Source organism: Stenotrophomonas sp. Ps181 (genome assembly GCF_025697425.1).
Classification (GTDB): Bacteria; Pseudomonadota; Gammaproteobacteria; order Xanthomonadales; family Xanthomonadaceae; genus Stenotrophomonas; species Stenotrophomonas sepilia.
The window spans coordinates 149,133-173,690 of the sequence record NZ_JAHWBI010000002.1; the positions used below are offsets into that span (position 1 = coordinate 149,133).

The 24,558-nt window shown below is 68.7% G+C and carries 19 protein-coding genes; 6 read left to right on the forward strand and 13 right to left on the reverse strand.

The features are described 5' to 3' along the window. Positions 1-90 precede the first annotated feature (90 nt). Positions 91-1,929: a dihydroxy-acid dehydratase gene (ilvD, locus tag KXV01_RS04275; protein ID WP_099494953.1), complete on the reverse strand. Its 1,839-nt coding sequence runs from the start codon at positions 1,927-1,929 to the stop codon at positions 91-93. A gap of 408 nt (positions 1,930-2,337) precedes the next feature. Between ilvD and KXV01_RS04280 the strand changes: the two genes are divergently transcribed. The 3 genes from KXV01_RS04280 to KXV01_RS04290 are packed head-to-tail and all read left to right on the forward strand — an operon-like array spanning position 2,338 to position 4,743. Further along, positions 2,338-2,910, forward strand: a complete 573-nt coding sequence (locus KXV01_RS04280) for a DUF1190 domain-containing protein (RefSeq protein ID WP_049439485.1) — start codon at positions 2,338-2,340, stop codon at positions 2,908-2,910. Between the two features lie 7 nt (positions 2,911-2,917). Next, entirely contained in the window at positions 2,918-4,096 is a 1,179-nt protein-coding gene (locus KXV01_RS04285; RefSeq protein ID WP_049414391.1) for a glutathionylspermidine synthase family protein, read from the forward strand. Further along, complete coding sequence (locus KXV01_RS04290) at positions 4,096-4,743, forward strand: hypothetical protein (RefSeq protein WP_111096717.1); 648 nt, start codon at positions 4,096-4,098, stop codon at positions 4,741-4,743. The genes KXV01_RS04285 and KXV01_RS04290 overlap by 1 nt, the downstream gene beginning before the upstream one ends. Before the next feature lie 85 nt (positions 4,744-4,828). On the opposite strand, the gene KXV01_RS04295 is transcribed toward KXV01_RS04290, so the two are convergent. The 10 genes from KXV01_RS04295 to baeS form a co-directional block, all read right to left on the reverse strand. Further along, positions 4,829-6,127: a DUF58 domain-containing protein gene (locus tag KXV01_RS04295; RefSeq protein ID WP_049414389.1), complete on the reverse strand. Its 1,299-nt coding sequence runs from the start codon at positions 6,125-6,127 to the stop codon at positions 4,829-4,831. After that, a complete protein-coding gene (locus tag KXV01_RS04300) occupies positions 6,124-7,110 on the reverse strand; it encodes a MoxR family ATPase (RefSeq protein ID WP_049414388.1) in 987 nt (328 codons plus the stop codon). The genes KXV01_RS04295 and KXV01_RS04300 overlap by 4 nt, the downstream gene beginning before the upstream one ends. Beyond that, positions 7,107-8,291, reverse strand: a complete 1,185-nt coding sequence (locus tag KXV01_RS04305; protein ID WP_263467525.1) for a DUF4350 domain-containing protein — start codon at positions 8,289-8,291, stop codon at positions 7,107-7,109. The genes KXV01_RS04300 and KXV01_RS04305 overlap by 4 nt, the downstream gene beginning before the upstream one ends. After that, the gene (locus tag KXV01_RS04310) at positions 8,288-9,904 is read right to left on the reverse strand and encodes a DUF4129 domain-containing protein (RefSeq protein ID WP_049439477.1); all 1,617 of its coding nucleotides are present in this window, start codon (positions 9,902-9,904) and stop codon (positions 8,288-8,290) included. The genes KXV01_RS04305 and KXV01_RS04310 overlap by 4 nt, the downstream gene beginning before the upstream one ends. Continuing rightward, positions 9,894-10,886: a stage II sporulation protein M gene (locus tag KXV01_RS04315; RefSeq protein WP_049414385.1), complete on the reverse strand. Its 993-nt coding sequence runs from the start codon at positions 10,884-10,886 to the stop codon at positions 9,894-9,896. The genes KXV01_RS04310 and KXV01_RS04315 overlap by 11 nt, the downstream gene beginning before the upstream one ends. After that, a complete protein-coding gene (locus KXV01_RS04320) occupies positions 10,883-11,572 on the reverse strand; it encodes an RDD family protein (protein ID WP_099494960.1) in 690 nt (229 codons plus the stop codon). Before KXV01_RS04320 ends, KXV01_RS04315 begins: the two co-directional genes overlap by 4 nt. A gap of 123 nt (positions 11,573-11,695) precedes the next feature. Continuing rightward, a complete protein-coding gene (locus tag KXV01_RS04325) occupies positions 11,696-12,226 on the reverse strand; it encodes a gamma carbonic anhydrase family protein (RefSeq protein ID WP_049414384.1) in 531 nt (176 codons plus the stop codon). Between the two features lie 141 nt (positions 12,227-12,367). Then, the gene (locus KXV01_RS04330; protein WP_099494961.1) at positions 12,368-13,189 is read right to left on the reverse strand and encodes a nucleotidyltransferase domain-containing protein; all 822 of its coding nucleotides are present in this window, start codon (positions 13,187-13,189) and stop codon (positions 12,368-12,370) included. A gap of 135 nt (positions 13,190-13,324) precedes the next feature. Beyond that, positions 13,325-14,014 (reverse strand): response regulator, encoded by a 690-nt coding sequence (locus KXV01_RS04335; protein WP_049439469.1) that lies wholly within the window; start codon positions 14,012-14,014, stop codon positions 13,325-13,327. Further along, positions 14,011-15,402 (reverse strand): sensor histidine kinase efflux regulator BaeS, encoded by a 1,392-nt coding sequence (baeS, locus tag KXV01_RS04340; RefSeq protein WP_065196828.1) that lies wholly within the window; start codon positions 15,400-15,402, stop codon positions 14,011-14,013. The genes KXV01_RS04335 and baeS overlap by 4 nt, the downstream gene beginning before the upstream one ends. Positions 15,403-15,531: 129 nt before the next feature. Between baeS and smeA the strand changes: the two genes are divergently transcribed. Genes smeA through smeC form a run of 3 tightly spaced genes read left to right on the forward strand, consistent with a single transcriptional unit; the run spans position 15,532 to position 21,302 of the window. Then, positions 15,532-16,728, forward strand: a complete 1,197-nt coding sequence (gene smeA / locus KXV01_RS04345; RefSeq protein WP_263467526.1) for a multidrug efflux RND transporter periplasmic adaptor subunit SmeA — start codon at positions 15,532-15,534, stop codon at positions 16,726-16,728. Positions 16,729-16,740: 12 nt separating this feature from the next. Further along, complete coding sequence (gene smeB, locus KXV01_RS04350) at positions 16,741-19,890, forward strand: multidrug efflux RND transporter permease subunit SmeB (RefSeq protein WP_099494963.1); 3,150 nt, start codon at positions 16,741-16,743, stop codon at positions 19,888-19,890. Further along, positions 19,887-21,302, forward strand: coding sequence for a multidrug efflux transporter outer membrane subunit SmeC (gene smeC, locus KXV01_RS04355; RefSeq protein WP_099494964.1), 1,416 nt, complete (start codon positions 19,887-19,889; stop codon positions 21,300-21,302). The genes smeB and smeC overlap by 4 nt, the downstream gene beginning before the upstream one ends. Positions 21,303-21,473: 171 nt before the next feature. Here smeC and mnmG read toward each other — a convergent pair whose 3' ends face one another. Together mnmG and KXV01_RS04365 are read right to left on the reverse strand one after the other, a co-directional pair. Then, entirely contained in the window at positions 21,474-23,363 is a 1,890-nt protein-coding gene (gene mnmG / locus KXV01_RS04360; protein WP_100478909.1) for a tRNA uridine-5-carboxymethylaminomethyl(34) synthesis enzyme MnmG, read from the reverse strand. A gap of 545 nt (positions 23,364-23,908) precedes the next feature. After that, positions 23,909-24,400 (reverse strand): hypothetical protein, encoded by a 492-nt coding sequence (locus KXV01_RS04365; RefSeq protein ID WP_049415731.1) that lies wholly within the window; start codon positions 24,398-24,400, stop codon positions 23,909-23,911. Positions 24,401-24,558 lie beyond the last annotated feature (158 nt).

Below are 24,558 nucleotides of genomic sequence, written 5' to 3' on the forward strand. Positions count from 1 at the left end.
GGATTAAGTCGTTTCAGGCACAGACGACTTAATCCCCTCCGTCCCCTTTTTCACAGGTGCCGGCCAGCGGCCGGCACTACCGCGCAGGGATCAATCGCCGAGCAGGGCGGTGTTGCGTACGGCGCCCTTGTCGGCGCTGGTGGCGAGCAGGGCGTAGGCCTTCAACGCGCTGGTGACCTTGCGCGGGCGCGGCGCGCGTGGCTTCCAGCCGCTCGCATCGGCGTCGGCGCGGCGCTGGGCCAGCGTGGCCTCATCCAGCAGCAGGTCGATGCGGCGGGCCGGGATGTCGATGCGGATGCGGTCGCCGTCTTCCACCAGGCCGATGACACCGCCACTGGCCGCTTCCGGCGAGACGTGGCCGATCGACAGGCCCGAGGTGCCGCCGGAGAAGCGGCCGTCGGTGAGCAGCGCACACTGCTTGCCCAGTCCCTTCGATTTCAGGTAGCTGGTCGGGTACAGCATCTCCTGCATGCCCGGGCCGCCCTTCGGCCCTTCGTAGCGGATCACCACCACCTCGCCCGGCTGCACCTCGTCGGCGAGGATGCCGGCGACGGCGGCGTCCTGGCTTTCATAGACGCGCGCGGGGCCTTCGAACACGTGGATCGATTCGTCCACGCCGGCGGTCTTCACCACGCAGCCATCGACGGCCAGGTTGCCGCGCAGCACGGCGAGGCCACCTTCCAGCGAATACGCATGTTGCAGCGAACGGATGCAGCCCTCGGCGCGGTCCAGGTCCAGCGCGGGCCAGCGCGTGGCCTGGCTGAAGGCCTCCTGGGTGGGGATGCCGGCCGGACCGGCCTTGAAGAAGGTATGCAGGGTGTCGTTGTCACTGCGCACCACGTCCCAGCGTTCCAGCGCTTCGGCCAGGCTGGCGCTGTGCACGGTCGGCACTGTGGTATCGAGCAGGCCGGCGCGATCCAGCTCACCGAGGATGCCGAACACGCCGCCGGCGCGGTGCACGTCCTCGATGTGGTACTTCGGTGTGTTCGGCGCCACCTTGCACAGCTGCGGGACGCGTCGCGACAGCGCGTCGATGTGGGTCAGGTCGAAGTCGACCTCCGCTTCCTGCGCTGCGGCCAGCAGATGCAGGATGGTGTTGGTGGAGCCGCCCATGGCGATGTCCAGGGTCATCGCATTGGCGAACGCGGCCTGGGTGGCGATCCCGCGCGGCAGCGCGCTCGGGTCTTCGCCGCCATACCAGCGGTGGCAGAGTTCGACGATCAGGCGGCCGGCGCGGCGGAACAGCGCTTCGCGGTCGGCGTGGGTGGCCAGCGTGGTGCCGTTGCCCGGCAGCGACAGGCCCAGCGCTTCGGTCAGGCAGTTCATCGAGTTGGCGGTGAACATGCCCGAGCAGGAACCGCAGGTGGGGCAGGCGCTGCGCTCGAACGCCGCGACCTTCTCGTCGGAGGCGCTGTCATCGGCGGCCACCACCATCGCGTCGACCAGATCCAGCTTGTGCTCGGACAGCCTGGTCTTGCCCGCTTCCATCGGCCCGCCGGAGACGAACACCACCGGGATGTCCAGGCGCAGCGCGGCCATCAGCATGCCGGGGGTGATCTTGTCGCAGTTGCTGATGCACACCAGTGCGTCGGCGCAGTGCGCGTTGACCATGTACTCCACGGCGTCGGCGATGATCTCGCGGCTGGGCAGCGAGTACAGCATGCCGTCGTGGCCCATCGCGATGCCGTCGTCCACGGCGATGGTGTTGAATTCCTTGGCGACGCCACCGACCTGTTCGATTTCGCGCGCGACCAGCTGGCCGAGGTCCTTCAGGTGCACGTGGCCGGGCACGAACTGGGTGAAGGAGTTGGCGATGGCGATGATCGGCTTGTGGAAGTCGCCGTCCTTCATGCCGGTGGCACGCCACAGGGCGCGGGCGCCGGCCATGTTGCGGCCGGCGGTGGAGGTGCGGGAACGGTATTCGGGCATGGCGGGCGGAACGGGCGGGCCGTACGGCGTGGGGGTCGCCCGATCATGGCCAATTTTTTCGGTTGCTGCTGCAACCACCTTCACCGCTTGCAGCGGCTTGGTGGTCCGCGCATTTCCCCTTATCCCCGCGCCTGCGGCGCGCCCCCTTGAACAACAAGGGGGCTTCTCGCCGGAGACTTGGCTGCGCGCGCCGGGCATAGCGGGGCGCCGCGGGGCGTGTGCCAACCAAGGTTGGCACCTACCAGTGCGGTGTGCCGCCCGGGGTCGGATCCCATCGCAGCGCGATGGGCTCTGACCCCAATGCCGACGAAAATGAAAGGCCGTTCATCTTTCGCACTTTGCCGATTCCGGTTGCTCGCCCGGATTTGGCATCATTGGGGCATTGATCCATCGACAGGGCATGAGGCCATGAAACGTTCCCGCACCACCGCGCTGCTGCTGATGAGCGCCGCGCCGCTGCTGTTCACCGCCTGCCAGAAGGAGCCGGAAGTGAAGGTGCAGGAAGGCCTGTACACGTCGGTCGAGGCCTGCACCGAGGCCACCGGTGACCCGTCGTCGTGCCGCAATGCCTTCGCCGAAGCGCAGAAGCAGGCCGCCGATGCGGCGCCGAAGTACGCCAGCAAGGAAGCCTGCGAGAAGGATTACAAGCCGGAGCAGTGCGTGCAGCAGCACACCTCGGCCGGCACCTCGTTCATCGGCCCGATGATGATGGGCTTCTTCATGTCGCAGATGCTGAGCAACCGCGGCGGCCTGGCCCCGCAGGCGCCGGCGTCGGCACCGGCCTACCAGGACAAGAACGCTGGCTGGGCGCGCCCGGCACCGGGCGGCACCGGTGGCCTGAACACCGCCAGCGGCATCGGTGCCGGCAAGGCCGGCCTGACGCCGGTCACCAGCGAGCCGAACCGTGCGGTCACTGCCAGCCGTGGTGGCTTCGGCAACACCAGCGCACGCCGCAGCACCAGCGGCAGCTACGGCGGCTGACCGGTCCATGCAGCGCATCCGGATTGCCGAGCGTGCCCAGTGGCGGGCACGCGCGGAGGAAGCGGGTTTCCGTTTCCATACCATCGATGGCCAGCCCTACTGGGATGAAAGCGCGTACTACGCGTTCACCCTGCGCCAGATCGAACAGGACATCGAAGACCCCAGTGCCGAGCTGCACCAGATGGCGCTGGACCTGGTCGGTGATGTCATCGGCAGCGAGCGGTTGATGGACCAGCTGGCGATTCCGTCGCATTACCGCGACTGGATCGCCGACAGCTGGCGCCAGCGCCAGCCGCACCTTTACGGCCGCCTGGACCTGGCCTACGACGGCACCGGCCCGGCCAAACTGTACGAGCTGAACTACGATACGCCGACCTCGCTGTTCGAGGCCAGCTTCTTCCAGTGGCAGTGGCTGGAAGACCAGCGCAACGCCGGCCGCCTGCCGCAGCATGCCGACCAGTTCAATGCGATCCATGAGGCGCTGGTCGAGCGCTTCGGCGAACTGGCCACGCGGCTGCCGCCGCCACTGTACTTCAGCGCGGTGGGAAGCTCGGAAGAAGACCGCGGCACGGTCGAGTACCTGCGCGACTGCGCGTCGCAGGCCGGCCTGCATGGCCAGGCCATCGCGATCGAGGACATCGGCCTGTCCGAGGATGGCCGCTTCACCGCGCTGGATGATTCGGTGATCGGCACGCTGTTCAAGCTGTATCCGCTGGAAGACCTGATGGCCGAGGAATTCGGCCGCGCGCTGCCCGCTTCGGGCGTGCAGCTGCTGGAGCCGGCCTGGAAGGCGGTGCTGAGCAACAAGGGCATCCTGCCGCTGCTGTGGCAACGCAACGTGGGCCATCCGAACCTGCTGGAAGCGCATTTCGACGACGGCAGCGCGCTGGCGTCGGGCTGGGTGCGCAAGCCGCTGTTCTCGCGCGAAGGTGCCAATATCGAGATGCACCTGGCCGATGGCAGCACCCAGCGCAGCGACGGTCCCTACGACGGCCCGGCGATCATCCAGCGCGCCCACCCGCTCACCCGCTTCGAAGGCGGCTACCCGCTGATCGGCAGCTGGGTGGTGGGTGACCACGCCTGCGGCATCGGCATCCGCGAGGACGACAGCGCGATCACCCGCGACAGTGCGCGCTTCGTGCCGCACGCGATCGTCGACGAGGCGCCAACGCGGATCTACGTCTGATGACGGTGCGGCGCCCCCAAGGACGACGAGGACGAGCGACGCCGGTGGCAGGGCGACATTTTGATGATGGTCGTGGTCTTCGGTCGTTCTCCGACCGGGTCGCCGTGCGCTGCCATCGTTGCGATACGCCGGGCTGGGTGGTTACCAGCAAGACTTGCTGCAGGACGTCAGCGCGGTTCCGCTGCACCGGTTGCAGTGCGTCCCTGGATGGCACGGACTGGGTCGGTGCGATGCGCCTGCAGGGACATCGGCCGTGCGGCTACTGCGGGCATCAATGGCTGTGCGTCAATCGGCACATTGCATCGGGTGTACCCGCACCGACCACTTTTCCTGCTCGCTGTGAGCAGTGCGGACGAACCAGTGATGTTTCGGTCACGGCTTCCCCGCTGCGTGAAGCAGAGGCTGCAGATCCGCATTTCGGTCTGCCGCTGCGCCTGGTCGAATCGACCCGCGCGGGCCTGCTGTGGGCCTACAACGCCGAACATCTGCAGGCACTGCACGAATACGCGGGCGCGACGCTACGCGAGGGCCGCGGCCATCATCGATCCATGTTCTCGCGCCTGCCGCAGTGGATGAAGCTGGCCCGCAACCGGGTGCTGCTGCAGCGTGCGGTGGAGCGGTTGCAGCGGCGCTTGCTGCAGGGGTAGGTAGTGCCGGCCGCTGGCCGGCAGCCGAGCATGGGCTCGGCGTTACGGACAACCCGATTCGTGTAGAGCCGAGCCCACGCTCGGCTCAGAGCAGCCCTTCGCGCTTCACCGCCAGATAGCGCTCCACCAGCGCGCCGGGCAGGGCGTCGGCGGTGACGTCCAGCACCATCACCTTCTCGCTGCGCAGCGCTTCGTGCGCCTTCGCGCGCTGCTGCAGGTACAGCGCGGCGGCACCGGCCTGGGTGGCGTCTTCCAGTGTTTGCACTTCGCCCTCCAGCACGCCGTCCAGCTCGCGCTCGCGCAGGCTGGCCACGCACACCAGGTGGCGCCGTTGCAGCAGGCGCACCGCCGCCAGCAGGTCTTCGATGTCCTCGTCGCGCACGTTGCTGACCAGCATCACCAGTGCTCGCCGGCGCTGGCGCAGCGACACCTCGGTGGCAGCGGCCAGGTAATCAGTGGCCACCGCGCGCGGCTGCAGGTCGTAGCTGGCGCGCAGCAGGTGCTCGACCGTGCCCATGCCACGCTGCGGCGCGACCCAGCGGCGTTCGCCACCGGCAGCGAACAGGCCGGCGGCATCGCCCTGGCGCAGCGCCAGGTAGGCCACCACCAGCGAGGCATTCAGGGCATGGTCGAAGTGCGAGAGCCCGCCTTCGCTGGCCAGCATGCGCCGGCCACTGTCGAGCATCAGCAGCAACTGCTGGTTCTTCTCGTCCTGGTACTCGCGCGAGATCAGCTTGCGCGCGCGCGCGGTGGCCTTCCAGTCCAGCTGGCGCAGGCTGTCGCCGACGCGATACTCGCGCATCTGGTGGAAGTCGGTGCCTTCACCACGGCGGCGCTTCACGTGTGCACCGACCAGCCGCGAGGCCTGGTCGGCACTGAACAATGCGAAGCGGGTGAGCGGGACGAAGTTCGGATAGACCCGCACGTCCAGTACGGGCGGCAGCGTGCGTTGCTGCCACCACAGGCGCCACGGCGAGCGCATGCGCAGGTGCACGCCTTCGAAGCGGAAGTGCCCGCGCTGCAGCGGCTGCAGGTGATAGTGCAGCGTGGAGGCGCTACCGGCCCGCAGGCGCGCGCGCTGTGGCAGCGATTCCAGCGGCCAGCCGCCGGGGACCAGGTCGAACACCTGCACCGTCATCGCTTGCTCGGCCTGCAGCCGCAGCGCCGCCTCGCGGCGCACGCCCAGCGCCAGCGCTTCGGGCAGTTCGCGCTGTACCTGCGGCGACGCACGCCGCGACTGCCGCCACAGGTCGAACAGCGCTGGCAGCGCGATGGCCACGGCGGCCAGCGCCCAGCTCCAGCGCGGCAGCAACCCGCCCAGCACCAGGCCGCCCAGGGCGGCCCAGGCCAGCAGCAGCGCCAGCAGCAGCGGGGCCGGCCTCATCGGCGCGGTGCTTCCACCTTGGCCAGCAGTGCGCCCAGCACATCGTCGGCGTCCTGGCCCTCGATCTGCAGTTCCGGGGCCAGCGCGATGCGGTGGCGCAGTGCCGGGCGGGCAATGTCGCGCACGTCGTCCGGCGTGACGAAGTCACGGCCGGCCAGCACCGCCTGCGCGCGCGAGGCACGCACCAGCGCGATGCTGCCGCGCGGGCCAGCGCCGACCGCGATGCCCGGCCACTGCCTCGTGGCCGCCACAATCCGCACCGCGTAGTCGATCACTTCGTCATCGACGGTGATCGCCGCGGTCGCACGCTGCAGTTCCAGCAGCTCGCCAGCCCCCAATACACGCGGCACCTGGCTCAGGTCGAAATCGCTGGCGGCACGGCCACTGGTGATCGCGGTCACCATGCGCTTCTCGTCCTCCAGCTGCGGGTAGTCGATCAGCACCTTCAGCAGGAAGCGGTCCAGCTGTGCCTCTGGCAGCGGGTAGGTACCTTCCTGCTCCAGCGGGTTCTGCGTGGCCAGCGCCATGAACGGCGGCGCCAGGGTGAACGCCTTGCCTTCGATGGTCACCTGGCCTTCCTGCATCACTTCCAGCAGTGCCGACTGGGTCTTGGCCGGCGCACGGTTGATCTCGTCGGCCAACAGCAGGTTGGTGAACACCGGGCCACGGCGGATCCTGAAGCTCTCGCTCTTCGGGTCGTACACCGCGTGGCCACTGACGTCGCTGGGCATCAGGTCAGGGGTGAACTGCACGCGGCCGTAATCCAGCTCCAGCGCCTGCGCGAGCGCACGCACCAGCAGGGTCTTGCCCAGCCCGGGAACGCCCTCGATCAGCACGTGGCCACCGGCCAGCAGCGCCACCAGGATCTGGTCCAGCACCTCGGCCTGGCCAATGAAGGCGTGGCCGACGGCATCGCGGATGGCATCGACGCGTTCGATCAGGCGGGCATTGGCGGCCGCCGGCAGCTCGGGAACTTCGGTCATAGCAGGGATCTCATCTGGAGCAGCAAGCGGATGCGCTCGCGCAGGGCGGAGGAATCGTGCGGCGGAGGGGGCGTGAGCGCGCTGGCAACGCGGCCTTGCGGCCACTTCAGCAGTTCGGCGATGGCCTGTTCGCGGGGGGCGCCCTCCAGTGCGGCAGCCACCGGCGCGCGCAGGCGCACGCGATGCAGGAACAGGGCGAGCACGGCGTCATACAGGCGCGCGCCGTGGCCGAAGCGCAGCAGCAGCTCGCCGCTGGCACGCACGTGTTCCAGCAGCGAGCGGCGTTCCAGCACCGGCGACGGCAGGCGGCTGCCGAAGCGTTGCGAACGGCCCCACAGCCAGCCCAGCAGCGCCAGCAGCAGCGGCGCCCACAGCGGCCAGCCGTGGTAGAACAGGCGCGCCCACAGCGACGGCGGGCGGCTGGCGTAGACCAGCCAGAAAGTGCCCTTGCCGTAGTTCGGATCGAGCAGATAACGGGTCAGGTCGCGGTGCGAGAGATCGTGCAGGCCATCACTGGCCTTGCCCGCGGCCGACGCCAGGCGTGCCGCCGGCGAATCCACCTCGCCGCGCATGAATTCCATGTCGGCCAGCACGCTCACCTTGCCCTGCCCGTGGCGCAGTCGCGCGAACACCAGGTTGCGCTCGTTGCCCCAACGCCGTTCGGCTCGTGTACGGGCTGCAAAGCCCAGCGTGAAGCGGCGACCACCGCAGAACTCCACATGGCTGGGATCGTCGATGACGTGGAACGGCTGGCAGTCGCTCTGCTGGTACAGGCTGTCCACGCCCAGCTGGTCCAGCAGCGGTCCCTGCGTACTGCTGGCGTCGTCCTCGGCGGGCGGCGGCGTACGCACCAGCAGATGGCCACCCCCATCGACCCAGGCCAGCAGGGCCCTGGCCGCCGGTACCGGCAGTTCGCTGCTGTCCTGCAGCAGCACCACCGTATCGCGCGGACCCAGCGCCATCTGCTGCAGGTCCAGCCGCGGCCGCGAGTGCACGTCGATGCCATCGGCACGCAGGGCCTGGCCAAGCACGTACAGCGGGTTGTAACCGGCCTCGCCCTGCGGCGGCAGCTGTACGGTCTCGGTCACGCGTTCGTGCGTGCGCAGGTAAAGGATCGTCAGCGGCACGCCGAACAGCACCAGCGCGCCCAGCAGCAGCGACCAGAACAGGCGCGGGCTCATGCCAGCCACCGGTACTGCTGGCGCAGGGTGTCGGCCAATGTATCGAAATCGGCGCGGCTGGGCAGGCGGCCACCGTAGGCGGCGTACTGCCACATGCGCACGATGCGCGCGAACAGCTCGCGGTCGGTGGCATCGGGCATGCGCCGCGACGCGCGCAGGCATTGCGCTTCGGTGGCACCAGGCGGAAGCGCGATGCCGCTGCGCTCGCCCACCGTGCGCACGCTGGCGCGGTACAGCAGGGCCAGCGCCTGACGCGGCCGGCCCTGGTCCCACAGCAGGCCGGCCTGGGTGGCCACGTCCGGCGGCAGCACGACCGGCAGCTCCACCTGTTCCTCCACCACCGGCGGTGCAGCGTCGGCCTTGCGCCGGCCACTGCCGCGCAGCCACGGCAGCCACAGACGAGCGGTCAACGACAGCACCAGCAGCAGGACGCCCAGCAGGCCCCACAGGCCCCACTCGGCCAGGCGCGCCAGCCAGGCAATGCCGGCCTTGCGGTTGCTGCGCTCGCCCTTGTCGCTGCCGTCGCTCTGCAGCGCCTTGTCTTCCTTCTTTTTTTCCTCGGCCTGTTCGATCGGCTTCCAGCGCGTGACCTGGCGGGTCGGGCGCTGCAGCGGATCTTCATAGGCGCGGTTCACCGCCTGGCGGAAACCGGCGGTGTCCACCGGCGCCGCACCGAAGATCATCGCCGGCGTATTGGCCGGGTCGTTGTCCGCAGTGGCGGGTTCTTCCGCGCTGTCCTCGTCCTCTTCGGCATCGTCGGCCTGCTCAGCGACCGTCTGCGCGTCCTGCGCATGCACTGGCGCGGAGGCCAGTGGCAGGGCAAGGCACAGCAGCAGCACCAGCGTCGATGCTGCCGGCAGCAGCCGCTCGCGCAGGCGGCGCAGGGCGATCTCCACGTCCCACGCTTCCATCTGCGTACGCCGGTTCAAGTACAGGCCGAAGCCGGCGCCGACATAGAACGGTCCGATCAGCACCGATGCCAGCCAGCACGCCAGGTTGAAGCCCAGCTGCGCCCAGGCAGGCGTGTCCTGGCCGATCATGTCCCATGCGGCACGCCATGATTCGGACATCAGCTCCAGTGGCATGAACATGAACACCGCGCCGATCGCACCGGACACCAGCACCGCTTCAAAGGCCATGCAGGCCACGGTCAGCACGACGGCGGCGCCCGCGGCACCGGCCGCCACGGCGCGGCGGCGTGCACCGCGCTGGGCCGGCGCGTTGCCTTCCAGCAGGTTCACCGGCAGGCACAGGCTGCGCAGCACGCTGAAGCGGCGCCAGCCCAGGTAGCCCCAGAAGCCTGCATTGCCCCAGCTGCGCTGCGCGCGCAGCGCTGCCAGCGCGCCCACCGGCTCACCGAAGATGCCGCGCGACAGCACGTACAGCGGTGCGCGCTCGAACAGCGGCTTGCACCACCACATCGCCAGCCACGCCCACCCGAACGCATCCAGCCACCAGCCCAACGCGTTGAAGATCGCGAACAGCGGCGCACTGGCCAGCAGCCAGCTGCCCCACACCGCACGTGCGTGGCGGCGGGACAGGGCGCTGCCCAGCTCCATTGCTTCCCAGCCGCTGCGCGCGCGCAGCGCCACGTCCAGGTGGTCAATGCGCATTGCCGCCTCCGCGCCCGCCGCGCCACAGCCACAGCAGCACGCCGGCCCACAGCACGCCGGCCACGCTGAACTTGCCCCACGCCGGCACTTCGGCAATCGACGACCAGAACGCTTCGATGAACGCGGCCACCAGCAGCATGAACGCCACGCCCAGGCACAGCCGGGCCCCGATGCGGCCGCCCTCGACCAGTGCATCCAGGCGGCTGCGCCGGCCGGGGGCCAGCAGTTTCATGCCCAGCTGCAGGCCGGCACCGCCGGCGATCACGATCGCGGTCAGCTCGAAGGCACCATGGCCTGCGACGAAGCGCCAGAACGGATCGCCATGGCCGATGTGCTGCAGGTGGCCGGCCACCGAACCGATGATCACGCCGTTGAACAGCAGCACCAGCAGCGTGCCCAGGCCGGCCAGCAGGCCACTGGCGAAGGTACGCAGGGCGATGCTGATGTTGTTCAGGATGTAGTGGCCGAACATCATCCAGTCCGTGCCGCTGTCACGCCCGAGGCGTTCGGCCGCTGGATCGTACATGCGCTCCATCTCGGCGATCTGGCGGTTGTCCATCACCATGTGGATCAGGTCCGGGTAGAGCTGCGCCAGCACGAAGCAGGCCACCGCCGGCAGCGCGAACATCGCCAGTGCCACCCACATGCTGCGCGCCTGGCTGCGCACCAGCAGCGGGAAGTCGGCCACCAGGAATTCAAGTGCACCGCGCCAGCGCGTCGGCGGCGTGCGGTACAGCACGCTGTGGCCCTGCTGCATCAACTGCTGCAGGCGCTGCACCAGCTGCGGGCTGTAGCCGCGCTCGCGGGCCAGTGCCAGCTGCTGGCACAGGCGCCGGTAGCGCTGCGGGAAGGCGGTGTCGTCCACCGCCAGCGCGCTGGCCTTGCGCCGCGTGCGGCGCGCAGCACCAGCACGCAGCAGCAGCCAGTGTTCCAGGTCCTGCCATTCCTGCTGGTAGCGGGCGACGAACTGTTCCTGCTTCATCGCCGCCCCAACAGCCAGTTGGCCATGGCATACAGGCGCAGTACGCCGACCTGGCCGTGGGTGCCGGTCAGCGGTTCGGCGATGCCGGCCAGTTCCTGCTGGCGGGCCGCCGACAGCCGTGGCGCGCGCTCGGCGAAGGCCATCAGCGCGGCCTGCTCTTCCGGTCGCAGCGGCTGCGGCGGGGCCAGCACGCTGTCGATGGTGGGCGGAGGCGGCAGGTACAGCACGGGCGCATGCACCACCACGGTGCCGGCCACCAGATCGCCGAGGCGACGGCCATGGGGATCGAACAGGCTGCTGATCAGGCCCAGTGCATAGCCGAACGGCAGCATGTCCACGGTGCGCAGCAGGTTGCGGGTGATGGCGGCCATCCAGCCCACCGGCGCGCCATCGCGCGCGAGCACGCGCAGGCCCAGTGCGCGCTTGCCGAGGGTACGGCCCCACCGCGCTTCGCAGACGATCGGGTAGGCCCAGTAGACCAGGAACATCAGCACCAGGCCGAGCCCGGAGCCGAACGAATCCAGCAGTGCCAGCGGAATCGACATCAGCACCAGCACCGCGATGCGCACGCCCAGATCGATCAGCCAAGCCATCGCCCGTGGCACCGGGCCGGCGGCCGGCAGCTGCAGCGGCACACCCTCCGGCGTCACCACCTCGCGGTAGGTATCGAGCATCGGTGCGGCCATCAGTGCGATGGCCTTCGTTGTGGGCGCCGGAGTCCTCTCCGGCAGGCAGCCACAGGCATGGGGGTCTCGACAGGTCCTGGTCGGGCCCAGACTTTAGCAGAGCCGCATGGCGGCGTTGGCCGTTCAGCCCAGGTATTCGTCCTTCAGCCGCACGTAGTGGTCGGCCGAGTAGTGCAGCGACTCGATCTCCTTGCCGCTCAGCGTGCGCGCCGGGCGGGCCGGGTTGCCCACCCAGAGCTCACCTTCACCGACCACCTTGCCCGGGCCGACCACCGCTCCGGCACCGACGAAGCCATGGCGTTCCACACGGGCGCCATCCAGGATGCAGGCGCCCATGCCGATCAGGCTGTAATCACCGATGGTGCAGGCGTGGATGATGCAGCCATGGCCGACGGTCACGCCTTCGCCGATCAGGGTCGGGTAGCCGGCCTTGTTGTAGGGGCTGTGGTGGCTGACGTGGATGATGGTGCCATCCTGCACGTTGGTGCGCGCGCCGATGCGCACGTGATTGACATCACCGCGGATGACCGTGCCCGGCCACACCGATACGTCCTCGGCCAGCTCCACGTCACCGATGACGGTGCAGGCAGGATCGATGTACACGCGCTCGCCGAGGACGGGCATCTTGTCGCGGAAGGGGCGCAGCGGGTTCATCGATGTCTCCGGAAATCAGGGCGTTCGCGACGATGATACCCGTGTGGTAGTGCCGGCCGCTGGCCGGCAACGTCATGGGCGTACCTGGAATTCTGCGGTTGCCGGCCAGCGGCCGGCACTACCGGAAGTAGCTGCGGCTCTTCATGCCGGTGCGTGCTCGGCCAGCACCTGCCGGAACAGCCCATCCAGCCACGCCGCATCACCGTGTCCAGCGGGCAGCTGTGGCGCCTGCGCAGTCCGGGTGGCCAGCTCACGATCGATGAAATCGCTGATCGCCGCGATGCGTGGTCCGGCATTGACCTCGGCACTGGCGCGTTTCACTACCAGCAGGGCATCGATGGCTTCACGCACCGGGCCGTGCGGCAGCAGTCGATCCAGCAGATCCTCGAAGGCCATCGGCGGAGGTGTCTGTTCGTGCTCGATCCACTGGCAGGCCAGCAGTGGGCGCAGCACGTACAGGTACTTCTTGGTGCGTACCATCTCGCCACGCAGGTAACCGCGATGGTTCGAGCGCGCCATGTTGAAGTAGTGCCACCACGTGCCCAGCGGCGAATAGAAGGACTTTGCTGCCTCCCACAGCTGCGCCACGGCGGCGTCGTCCTGCCGGTACACGATCGGCGAACGCAGCCATTCGATCAGTGTCGGATTGGATTTTGAGACCAGCCGCAGTGCCTTGCGCAGGTCCCAGCCGCTGACGTCGAGCTCATCGTCGATCGGCAGTTCGATCACATCGCGCTGCGCTTCGCCGGGACCGGTGCTCTCGTTGACGCTGAGATACCACGGCTGGCGATGCACGTAGATGAAGCGCGCGTCGTAGTCGCTGTCCGGCGAGGAAAAGCCCCAGCCACGGCTGCCGGATTCGCACGCCAGCAGCACGCGTACGTCGTAGCGCTGTTCGATGTCGGCCAGGGTGGAAAGGATGGCGGCGCGCTTGTCCGGCGCGACCGGGTGGATGTCGTCCATGCAGTCGTGATCCGTTGATGTCGAGCGTTCTCGACTGTAGCGCAGTTGCGCACGGGTAGTGCCGGCCGCTGGCCGGCAACCTCAATGGGCGCACCTGGAATTCTGCGGCTGCCGGCCAGCGGCCGGCACCACCGGCTAGGGTTCGTAGCTGTAGCCCATGCCGTACACCGAACGGATCGGTTCGCCTTCCATGCCGGCGTCGGCCAGCTTGCGGCGCAGGTTGCGCACATGGCTGTCGACGGTGCGGTCGACCACCACGCGATGGTCCAGGTACAGCCGGTCGAGCAGTTCATCGCGCGCCCAGATCCGGCCTGGTGTGGCCAGCAGGGTGCGCAGCAGGCGGTATTCGACCGGGGTCAGGTCCAGGCCCTTGCCGTTCCAGGTGGCGCGGGCGGCCGGTTCGTCGATATGCAGCCCGCTGTTGGCGCGCGCAGCGGGGTCCGGGCGGTAGCGGCGCAGCACCGCCATCACCCGTGCGACCACTTCGCGCGGACTGAACGGCTTGCAGATGTAGTCGTCGGCACCGATGTCCAGGCCCAGCAGGCGGTCGATCTCTTCCACCCGTGCGGTGACCATGATCACCGGTACATCGCTGCTGGCGCGCAGTTCGCGGCACAGGTCCACGCCATCGCGCTGCGGCAGCATCAGGTCCAGCAGCACCAGGTCGGGCTGGTAGCGCGCGAATGCGTCGATCACCTGGCCGCCATCGTCCACCCATTCGCTGGTCATGCCGGCGGCGGCCAGGTAGTCGCGCAGCACCGAGGCCAGGCGTGGCTCATCCTCGACGATCAGGATCTTCGCGGACGCGGCGGGGGACAGGCTCATGCAGGCTCCGGCAGGGTAATGACCACGCGCAGCCCGCCCAGCGGCGATGGCTCGGCGTGGATGAGGCCGTGGTGGGCGAGGATGATGTTGTGGCTGATGGCCAGGCCCAGCCCGCTGCCGCCGCTGGCCCGGTTGCGCGAGCTCTCCACCCGGTAGAAGCGCTCGAACAGCAGCGCGCACTTGTCGGCCGGCACGCCTGGCGCGGTGTCTTCCACGATCAGCTGCACACCGGCAGGCACGCGCGCTGCCTGCACGCGTACGCGGCCCCCGGCGTGGGTGTAGCGCAATGCGTTCTCCAGCAGGTTGGCCAGCACCTGCTGCAGGCGCCGTTCGTCACCGGATACCTGCAGCGGTGTGGCGGGCAGGTCCTCCTCCAGTGCCAGCCCCGCCGTGGAGAAGCGCACGCGCATGCCATTGAGCTCGCTGCGCAGCAGCGCCGCCAGGTCCAGCGGCGCGAAGCGGTAGGCCAGGCCGCCGGACTGGGTCATCGACAGGTCGTGCAGGTCGTCGATCAACTTGCCCAGTTGGCGGATCTCGCCCTGCAGGGCACCGAGGTTGGCGCGGTCCAGCGGGCGGATGCCGTCCTCGATGGCTTCCAGTTCGGCACGAACCACCGCCAGCGGCGTGCGCAGTTCGTGCGAGATGTCGGCGATGAAGGCACGGCGGTTGCGCTCGGTGTCGTCCAGCGCCTGCGCCATCCGGTTGAAGTCGTTGACCAGGGCGTCCAGCTCGTCATCGCTGGTGCGCTCGATGCGGGTGGCGTAGTCACCGGCGGCGAGCCGGTGGGTGGCCGCCGCCAGTTTGGCCAGGCGCTGGCGCAGCGCGCGCGATACCAGCCAGGCCAGCAGTACCGTCACCAGCAGCAGCGCGATGCCGATCACCCACCACGCGCGCATCTGGGTGTTGTAGAAGTTCAGGTCGTTGGTGGCGATGACGGTCTGGAACGGCACCATGCCCAGCCAGCCGACCGTGTGCCCGTCCACCTGCACGGCGTGCGGCTCGTCGTCGCTGGTGGCGTCCGGGTTGCCGGCCACGAACCGATGCTGTGCATCGAACAGGCCCAGGCGGGAGGGAACGCCGGTCTGGTCGGACAGCGGTGGCACGGGCCCCTCGTGCCCATGGGCCAGATCCGGGCGCAGCAGCCGCGCCCAGCGGTCGCTGTCGCCGCGCAGATGCTCCCAGCCGCCGTGTGCGCTGTACTCGCGCTGCAGGTGCGGCATCACGCGCTGCATGCGCAGATCGCCCTGGTCATTGAGGTAGTCCAGGAAGCCGGTCTGGAACGCCACTCGGCTGGCAATGCCGTTCACTGCCAGCACCAGCAGGCAGGCGGTGAAGATCGCGAGGAAGGTCTTCGCGGTCAGGCCGAATTTGAGTCGAATCTTCGCCATCGCGGGGCCATTAGCGGCGCATGCGGCGCCGAAAGCAAGCGCCCGCTGAGCCGGTCGCACAATCTCCATATTCTCTGCACAGTTCCACGGCAGCGTGCACGGGTCAACGCAAGGCCCCCACGCCCCCTCATGTCACTCCTGCCCCCGCTGTCCCGTTCTCCCCGTCCGCTGTTGCTGCCCCTGCTGCTGGCCCTGGCGGCCTGCTCGGCGGGCAGGGCCGAGGCCCCGGCCACCCCTGAAGTGGGCGTCATCACTGCCAGCGCACAGCCGCTGGCCCTGCAGCAGACCCTGCCCGGTCGCGCCGTACCGTTCGAAGTGTCCGAGGTGCGCCCGCAGGTCGGTGGGCTGATCCGCCAGCGGTTGTTCACCGAAGGCCAGCAGGTCAAGGCCGGCCAGCTGCTTTACCAGATCGATCCGGCGCCGTACCAGGCCGCCTTCGATACCGCGCGTGGCCAGCTGTCGCAGGCCGAGGCCACTGTGTTGTCGGCGCAGCCGAAGGCCGAGCGCACCCGCACGCTGCTGGGCATGGATGCGGCGAGCAAGCAGGACGCCGACGACGCCACCTCGGCGCTGAAGCAGGCCCAGGCCAATGTGATCGCCGCGCGCGCTGCGCTGCAGGCGGCCCGCATCAACCTCGACTACACCCGGGTGACCGCCCCCATCGACGGCCGCATCGGCACCTCCAGCGTGACCGCTGGCGCGCTGGTCGCCGCCGGCCAGGACGCGGCGCTGGCGACCATCCAGCGGTTGGACCCGGTCTATCTGGATGTCACCCAGTCCAGCACGCAGATGCTGGCGCTGCGCACGCAGCTCGACGCCGGCCTGGTGAAAGCCATCGACGGCAAGGCACAGGTGAAGGTGCTGCTGGAGGACGGCAGCACCTATGCGCATGAAGGCACCCTGGAGTTCGTCGGCAGCGCAGTCGATCCGGGCACCGGCAACGTGGTGCTGCGCGCGGTCATTCCGAACTCGGAGGGCCTGCTGCTGCCGGGCATGTACCTGAAGGCGGTGCTGCCGATGGCCACCGATGCGCGTGCCCTGCTGGTGCCGCAGAAGGCGGTGCTGCGCAATGAACGTGGCGAGCCGCTGCTGCGCCTGCTCGACGCAAAGGATCGCGTGGTCGAGCGCCGGGTCAGCACCGGCCAGGTAGTGGGCAACCAGTGGCAGATCACCCAGGGCCTGAAGCCCGGCGAGCGGGTGATCGTCAGCAATGGCAGCGCGGTTTCGCTCGGCCAGCAGGTGAAGGCGGCGGCGGCCACCACGGCGCAGCTGGCGGCGATGCCGGCGGTCGACCCGGACGGCAACACCGACGAAACGTCGCACTGAGGCCTGCCACGCATGGTTCGTTTCTTCATCGACCGGCCGATCTTCGCCTGGGTGATCGCCATTGCGGTCGGCCTGCTCGGCCTGCTCGCGATCCTGATCCTGCCGGTGGACCGCTACCCGCAGATCGCCCCACCCACCATCACCATCCGCGCCACCTACACCGGCGCCTCGTCGCAGACCGTGGAGAACGCGGTCACCCAGGTCATCGAGCAGTCCCAGCAGAGCCTGGACCACCTGATGTACATGACCTCCACCAGCGCCTCCGATGGCTCGGCGCAGGTCAACCTGGTGTTTGCCACCGGCACCAATCCGGACACCGCGCAGGTGCAGGTGCAGAACCAGTTGCAGGCGGCCATGGCGACGCTGCCGCAGGCGGTGCAACAGAACGGCCTGACCATCACCAAGTCCAGTGGTTCGATCTTCGAGGTGCTGTCGTTCACCAGCGAAGACGGCAGCATGGACAACTTCGATGTCGCCAACTTCATGGAAGCGCGCATCGACGACCAGATCAGCCGCGTCAGTGGTGTCGGCAACATCCAGCCGATCGGCCAGGAATACGCCATGCGCATCTGGCTGGACCCGGAGAAGATGCGGCAGTACGCGCTGATGCCGTCGGACATCGAGACCGCACTGCAGGCGCAGAACACCGACGTCTCGGCCGGTGAGCTGGGGGGCCAGCCGGCGCTGAAGGGCCAGCAGCTGGACGCCACGGTCACCGCGCGCAGCCGCCTGCACACGCCCGAACAGTTCGCGCGGGTGGTGCTCAAGGCCGATGCCAACGGCAGCGTGGTGCACCTGGGCGACGTGGCAACGATCGGCCTGGGGCCGGAAAGCTACGACAGCATCAGCACCTTCAACGGCAAGCCGTCGGCGTCGCTGGGCATCGAGCTCAATGCCGGCGCCAATGCCATCGCCGTGTCCAAGGCCGTCGAGGCACGACTGCAGCAGCTGCAGAAGCACTGGCCGCACGGCTACACCTACCACGTGGCGTTCACCACCACGCCGTTCGTGACGATCTCGCTGAAGGAAGTGGTGATCACCCTGATCGAGGCGGTCATCCTGGTAGTGCTGGTGATGTACCTGTTCCTGCAGAACTGGCGGGCCACGCTGATCCCGACCATCGCGGTGCCGGTGGTGCTGCTGGGCACCTTCGGCGTGCTGGCGGCATTTGGCTATTCGATCAACACGCTGACCATGTTCGCGCTGGTGCTGGCCATCGGCCTGCTGGTGGACGATGCCATCGTGGTGGTGGAGAACGTGGAGCGGGTGATGACCTTCGAAGGGCTGGCGCCGAAGCCGGCCACGCTGAAGGCGATGGGCCAGATCACCGGCGCGCTGGTCGGCATCGTGCTGGTGCTGACCGCGGTGTTCCTGCCGATGGCGTTCTTCAGCGGTGTCACCGGCGTGATCTATCGCCAGTTCTCGGTGACGATCGCTGCCGCGATGATCCTGTCGGTGCTGGTGGCGATGACCATCACCCCGGCCCTGTGCGGCAGCATCCTGCACCCGATTCCCAAGGGCGGCCATCCGCATGGCGACCACGGCGGTGAGCCGAGCCTGCTGGGCAAGTGCTTCATCTGGTTCAACCACCGTTTCGAGCGCGCGTCCAACGGCCTCCGTAGCCGGGTGGATGGCTTCCTTGGCCGGCGCACGCTGGGCGTGGTGTTCTACCTGGCGCTGAGCGTGGCCACCGGCCTGCTGCTGTGGCACCTGCCGGGCGCGTTCCTGCCCGACGAGGACCAGGGCATGCTCAACGCGCTGGTGAAGCTGCCGGCCGGTGCCACCCTGGAGCAGACCCGCGCGGTGATGGATCGCCTGAGTGCCGCCGCGGTGAAGGACGACGGCGTGCTGTCGATCCAAGCCACCGCCGGTTTCAGTGTCACCGGCAGCGGCCAGAACGTCGGCCAGGCCTTCATCCGCCTGAAGGACTGGGATGACCGCAAGGACGACGCCGACACCATTGCCGCGCGGTTGACCGCGGCCCTGGCCAGCGTGCCCGATGCGCAGGTGTTCATCACCTCGCCACCGGCCATCCTTGGCCTGGGTGATGCGGGCGGTTTCACCCTGGAACTGCAGGACGAAGGCGGCGCCGGCCATGCCGCTGCCGTGGCCGCGCGCAACACGCTGTTGAAGGAAGCCGCCAAGGATCCGAAGCTGGTCAACGTGCGCTACGCCAGCCTGGAGGACGCGCCGGTGTATGCGGTGAAGGTGGACGACGCCAAGGCGCAGGCCATGGGCGTGAATCCGCAGGACATCAATGACACCTTGAACGCGGCGCTGGGTGGCGACTTCGTCAACAACTTCATCTACAAGGGCCGCATCAAGAAGGTGTTCATCCAGGGCGCCGCCGAAGCGCGCATGCAGCCGCAGGACATCGAGCGCTGGAGCGTGCGCAACCAGGTTGGGCAGATGGTGCCGCTTTCGTCGCTGGTCAGCGCGCACTGGTCCAGTGCACCGGCCGCGCTGCAACGCTACAACGGCATCTCGGCGATGGAGATCACCGGCCAGCCCGCGCCCGGCGTCAGTTCCGGCGAGGCGATGGCCGAGATCGCGCGCCTGGCCGACAAACTGCCGGAAGGCTTCAGCCATGCCTGGTCGGACATGGCCTACCAGGAACAGCTGTCGGGCAACCAGGCGCCGATGCTGTACGCCATCTCGCTGCTGTTCGTGTTCCTGTGCCTGGCCGCGCTGTATGAAAGCTGGGCGGTGCCGTTCGCGGTGATGCTGGCGGTGCCGGTGGGCGTGTTCGGCGCCGTGCTGTTGATGAACCTGCGTGGCCTCAACAATGACGTGTACTTCCAGGTCGGCCTGCTGACCACGATTGGCCTGGCGGCCAAGAACGGCATCCTGATCGTCGAGTTCGCGCGCATCCTTGAACAGCAGGGCAGGAACACCCGCGAGGCGATCCTGCAGGCCGTCTATCTGCGCTTGCGGCCGATCGTGATGACCTCGCTGGCGTTCCTGATGGGCGTGCTGCCGCTGGTGTTCGCCACCGGCGCCGGCTCGGCCGCGCGCCGCTCGCTGGGTACCGGCGTGGCCGGCGGCACGGTCGCCTCGATGGTGCTGGGCATGTTCTTCGTGCCGTTGTTCTACCTGCTCGTGCGCCGCCTGTTCCCGGGCCGCGCGCCGGCCGAAGCCACCGCCCCGGAGGTACGCCCATGAAGCCGATGCTGCTGCGCGCCATTGCGGCCGCAATGATGACCACCGTGCTGGGCGGCTGCGTGAGCATGGCGCCGCATTACCAGAGGCCCGAGGCGCCGGTGCCGGCACAATTCGGCAATGCCGCCACGGGCGAGGCCGAGCCGGCATTGGCGATGCCGGCATGGCGCGACGTCTTCCTCGAGCCACGCCTGCAGCAGGTAATCACGCTGGCGCTGCAGAACAACCGCGACCTGCGCGTGGCCATGCTGCAGGTGGAGAAGGAGCGGGCGCAGTACCGCATCCAGCGCGCGGCGCTGCTGCCGCCGGTGGATGCCAGTGGCAGCGTCGCCCGCTCGCGCGTGAGCGATGCCAACAGCGAGACCGGTGCCACCCGGGTAACTGAATCCGATGCCGTGCAGGTGGGTATCAGCAGTTGGGAACTGGATCTGTTCGGACGCATCCGCAGCCTGAAGAACGAGGCCCTGCAGAACTGGCTGGCCAGCGCCGAGAACCAGCGCGCCGCGCGCACCAGCCTGGTGGCCGAAGTGGCCACGGCGTGGCTGGCGCTGGCAGCGGACGAGCAGTCACTGGCGTTCACACTGCAGACCCTGGACAGCCAGCAGCAGACCCTGCAGCGCACCGAGGCCCGTCATGCGCAGGGGCTGGCCTCGGGGCTGGATGTCTCGCAGGTACAGACCAGCGTCGAAGCCGCACGCGGTGCGCTCGCCAAGCTGCAGACGCAGCAGGCGCAGGATCGTGATGCATTGCAGTTGCTGGTGGGGGCGCCGCTGGATGCGGCCCTGCTGCCAACCGCGCAGGCGCTGGATGGCAGCGTGGCACTGGCGCCGCTGCCGGCCAACCTGCCGTCCAGCGTGCTGCTGCAGCGCCCGGACGTGTTGTCCGCCGAACACGCACTACAGGCGGCCAATGCCGATATCGGTGCCGCGCGCGCTGCATTCTTCCCGACGCTGACATTGACCGCCAACTACGGCCACAGCTCCACCGCGTTGTCGACGCTGTTCTCGGCCGGCACCCGTGGCTGGTCGTTCGCGCCCAGCATCACCGCGCCGATCTTCCACGCCGGCGCACTGAAGGCCTCGCTGGATGCCTCGAAGATCGGCAAGGACATCGGCATCGGGCAGTACGAGAAAGCGATCCAGCAGGCCTTCAGTGAAGTGGCCGATGCGCTGGCCACGCGCGATCACCTGGCCACGCAGATGGAAGCGCAGCGCGCACTGGTCGCCGCCAGCCAGCGCAGCTACACGCTGGCCGATGCGCGCTACCGCACCGGGCTGGACGGCTATCTGCAGGCACTGGATGCGCAGCGCAGCCTGTATGCCGCACAACAGGACCTGATCGCGTTGCAGCAGCAGGAGGCGGGCAACCGGGTGACGTTGTTCAAGGTGCTGGGCGGCGCGGCCGACGCACGGTAGCGCGATCGCCAATGTGGGTGCGTGTTCCGCTCCGGTGGGTGCCGACCTTGGTCGGCACACATGCACGGAGCATCGCGTTCGGATGATTCGTGCCGACCAAGGTCGGCACCCACCAGGGCAGAGTCATGTACCGACCAAGGTCGGTACCCACCAGAAGCGGACGGTCCCGCGTTACGCCACGCGGCCGCGGCGCGCGCGCTCCAGATGCACCAGCAGCAGCGAGATCGCCGCCGGGGTCATGCCCGGGATGCGCTGCGCCTGGCCGATGGTCTGCGGGCGCACGCGCTCCAGCTTCTGCAGCGCTTCGGCCGATAGCCCGCGCACCGCCGCGTAATCGAAGGCTTCGGCGATCGGCGTGGCTTCATGCCGCTGCTGGCGCTCGATCTCCTCGCGCTGGCGGTCCAGGTAGCCGGCGTACTTCACGCCGATCTCCACCTGCTCGGCCACCTTGGCGTCGGCCACGGCCGGCCCCAGCGATGGCACCTGCATCAGCTGCGCGTAATCCAGCTCGGGGCGCTTGATCAGGTCCAGCACGTTGGTCTCGCGGCTGACCGCCACGCCCAGCGTGTCCTGCACTTCGCGGCCCAGCGCATTGGCCGGGGTCGCCCACAGCGCGCCCAGGCGTGCGCGCTCGGCAGCAACAGCGGCCTGCTTGGTCTCGAACGCACCCCAGCGACGGTCATCCACCAGGCCCATCTCGCGGCCGGTCGGGGTCAGGCGCTGGTCCGCATTGTCCTCGCGCAGCTGCAGGCGGTACTCGGCGCGGCTGGTGAACATGCGGTACGGCTCGTTGGTGCCGTGGGTGATCAGGTCATCCACCAGCACGCCCAGGTAGGCCTCGTCGCGGCGCGGGCACCAGCCGTCCAGCCCGCGCACCTGGCGCGCGGCGTTGAGGCCGGCCAGCAGGCCCTGCGCGGCGGCCTCTTCATAGCCGGTGGTGCCGTTGATCTGGCCGGCGAAGAACAGGCCGTTCACCAGCTTGGTCTCCAGCGAAGCCTTCAGCCCGCGCGGATCGAAGAAGTCGTACTCGATGGCGTAGCCGGGGCGGGTGATGTGCGCGTTCTCGAAGCCGCGGATGCTGCGCACCATCTCCAGCTGCACGTCGAACGGCAGCGAGGTCGAGATGCCGTTGGGGTAGATCTCGACGATGCCCAGGCCTTCGGGTTCGACGAAGATCTGGTGGCTGGCCTTTTCGGCGAAGCGCACCACCTTGTCCTCGATGGACGGGCAGTAGCGCGGGCCGATGCCTTCGATCTGGCCGCTGTACAGCGGCGATCGGTGCAGCGCGTCGCGGATGATCTGGTGGGTCTGCTCGGTGGTGTGGGTGATCCAGCAGCTGACCTGCTGCGGATGCTCGTCCACCGAGCCGAGGAAGGACATCACCGGCCGCGGCGAATCGCCCGGCTGCTCGTCCATCACGCTGTAGTCCAGCGAGCGGCCATCGATGCGCGGCGGCGTGCCGGTCTTCAGGCGGTCCACCTGGAAGGGACGCTCGCGCAGGCGCGCCGCCAGGGTAGTGGCCGGCGGGTCGCCCATGCGGCCGGCGGCGTACTGGGTCGGGCCGACATGGATCTTGCCGGCCAGGAAGGTGCCAGCGGTCAGCACCACGGCCCCGGCGTCGAAGCGCAGGCCGGTCTGGGTAATGACCCCGCGCACGGCGTCGCCTTCAATGACCAGATCATCGACGGCGGCCTGGAACACGGTCAGGTTGGCTTGGCCTTCGACGATGGCGCGGATCGCCATGCGGTACAGGTTGCGGTCGGCCTGGCAGCGGGTGGCGCGCACGGCCGGGCCCTTGGAGGCGTTGAGCGTGCGCCACTGGATGCCGGCGCGGTCGGCGGCATGCGCCATCGCACCGCCCAGGGCGTCGATTTCCTTGACCAGATGGCCCTTGCCGATGCCGCCGATGGCCGGGTTGCAGCTCATCGCGCCCACCGTTTCGATGTTGTGGGTCAGCAGCAGGGTGCGCACGCCGGTACGGGCCGCGGCCAGCGCGGCTTCGGTGCCGGCGTGACCACCGCCGATGACGATGACGTCGTAACGATGGAAGGACGGGTTCATTGGGGCTGTTCAGCTGGGGGCGGGCGCGGCCGGGGCGGCACCGGGGTGGCGATTTTAGCGCCATTCGGGGCCGGGACGTCGGCGCCGGCCGGCTCCCGTCGAAATCAGCCCTAAAGTTGGCAGGATTTTTGCAGATAACCCAATAGCACCCACCGTGGCTGGCGCCGCAGGCGCCCGTGACCGGAATTGGAACAGGGGCCGGTACAGGCGCACGGTGGGGGAGCAGGGGGCCGGCAGTCGGGGGACTGCCCGGCCCTGTTTTTTTGACTGCCGGGAAGGCGAGATCCACGCAGGGCGTGGATCTACTGACGCTGGGGCTGTCGCCGGTGGGTGATCCGGCAAAACAAACGGCCCCGCACTGCGGGGCCGTCTGCCTTCAGAGGTGCCGACATCCGACAGGGCCGGAACAGGGGGGATCCAGATGTTCCTGTCGGATATCGACGTAGAGCTTTTTGCGGCGGCCCATGCCGTTTTTGTCACTTTGTGACGCGGGCCGTCACTGGTCCCGTAGAGTGCGGCTTGGACCGTGTGAAATGCAATACGGTTCAGCGCTCAACTGTGCGCTGCGTCCCACGATCCATGTTGCGCCAGGGGGAACCGTTCATTCTTGGCGCACTCGGCGCCGGAGCCGGACGGGCCGGCGGCGGGGGCGCAGATGGCTGGATGTTCGACTGAGGCGGGCGGCGCATCGAGTCCATGTTCCGCCACGGCGAACCGCCGTTGTACGACGGCCGCGACGGCGGCGGCGGGCGGTTCTCGCCGCCGTTGCCGGGTGGGCGCGGTGGCGGGCGGTGGTTGTGCGGCGGGCGGTAGATCGGGCGCGAGTAGTACGGATTGCCATAGCCGCCGTAGTAGCCGCCATAGCCGCCGTAGTACGGGTAGCCGTAGTTGTAGGGATAGCCGGCGGGGTAGCGGTACTCCACCGACGGCGCACCGTGGTAGTAGCTGCCGCTGCGGCCACCGCCGACATAGTCGTAGGTGGTGCAGCCGGTCAGGGCCAGCATCAGGCCACCGGCAAGCATCAGGCGCGTTTTCATGGTGGGTCCCCCCAGAGGACGGGTTGTGCAGTGAGCTTCGTGCGCAGGCGTTGAATCGGCCCTTAACTTCACTGTCCAGGATGAATGGCGGTGAAGGCTCCCATGCTGGCATGACCTGTGCCGGGGTCGCCAGCAGGGAGCCATACGTTAATCTTGCG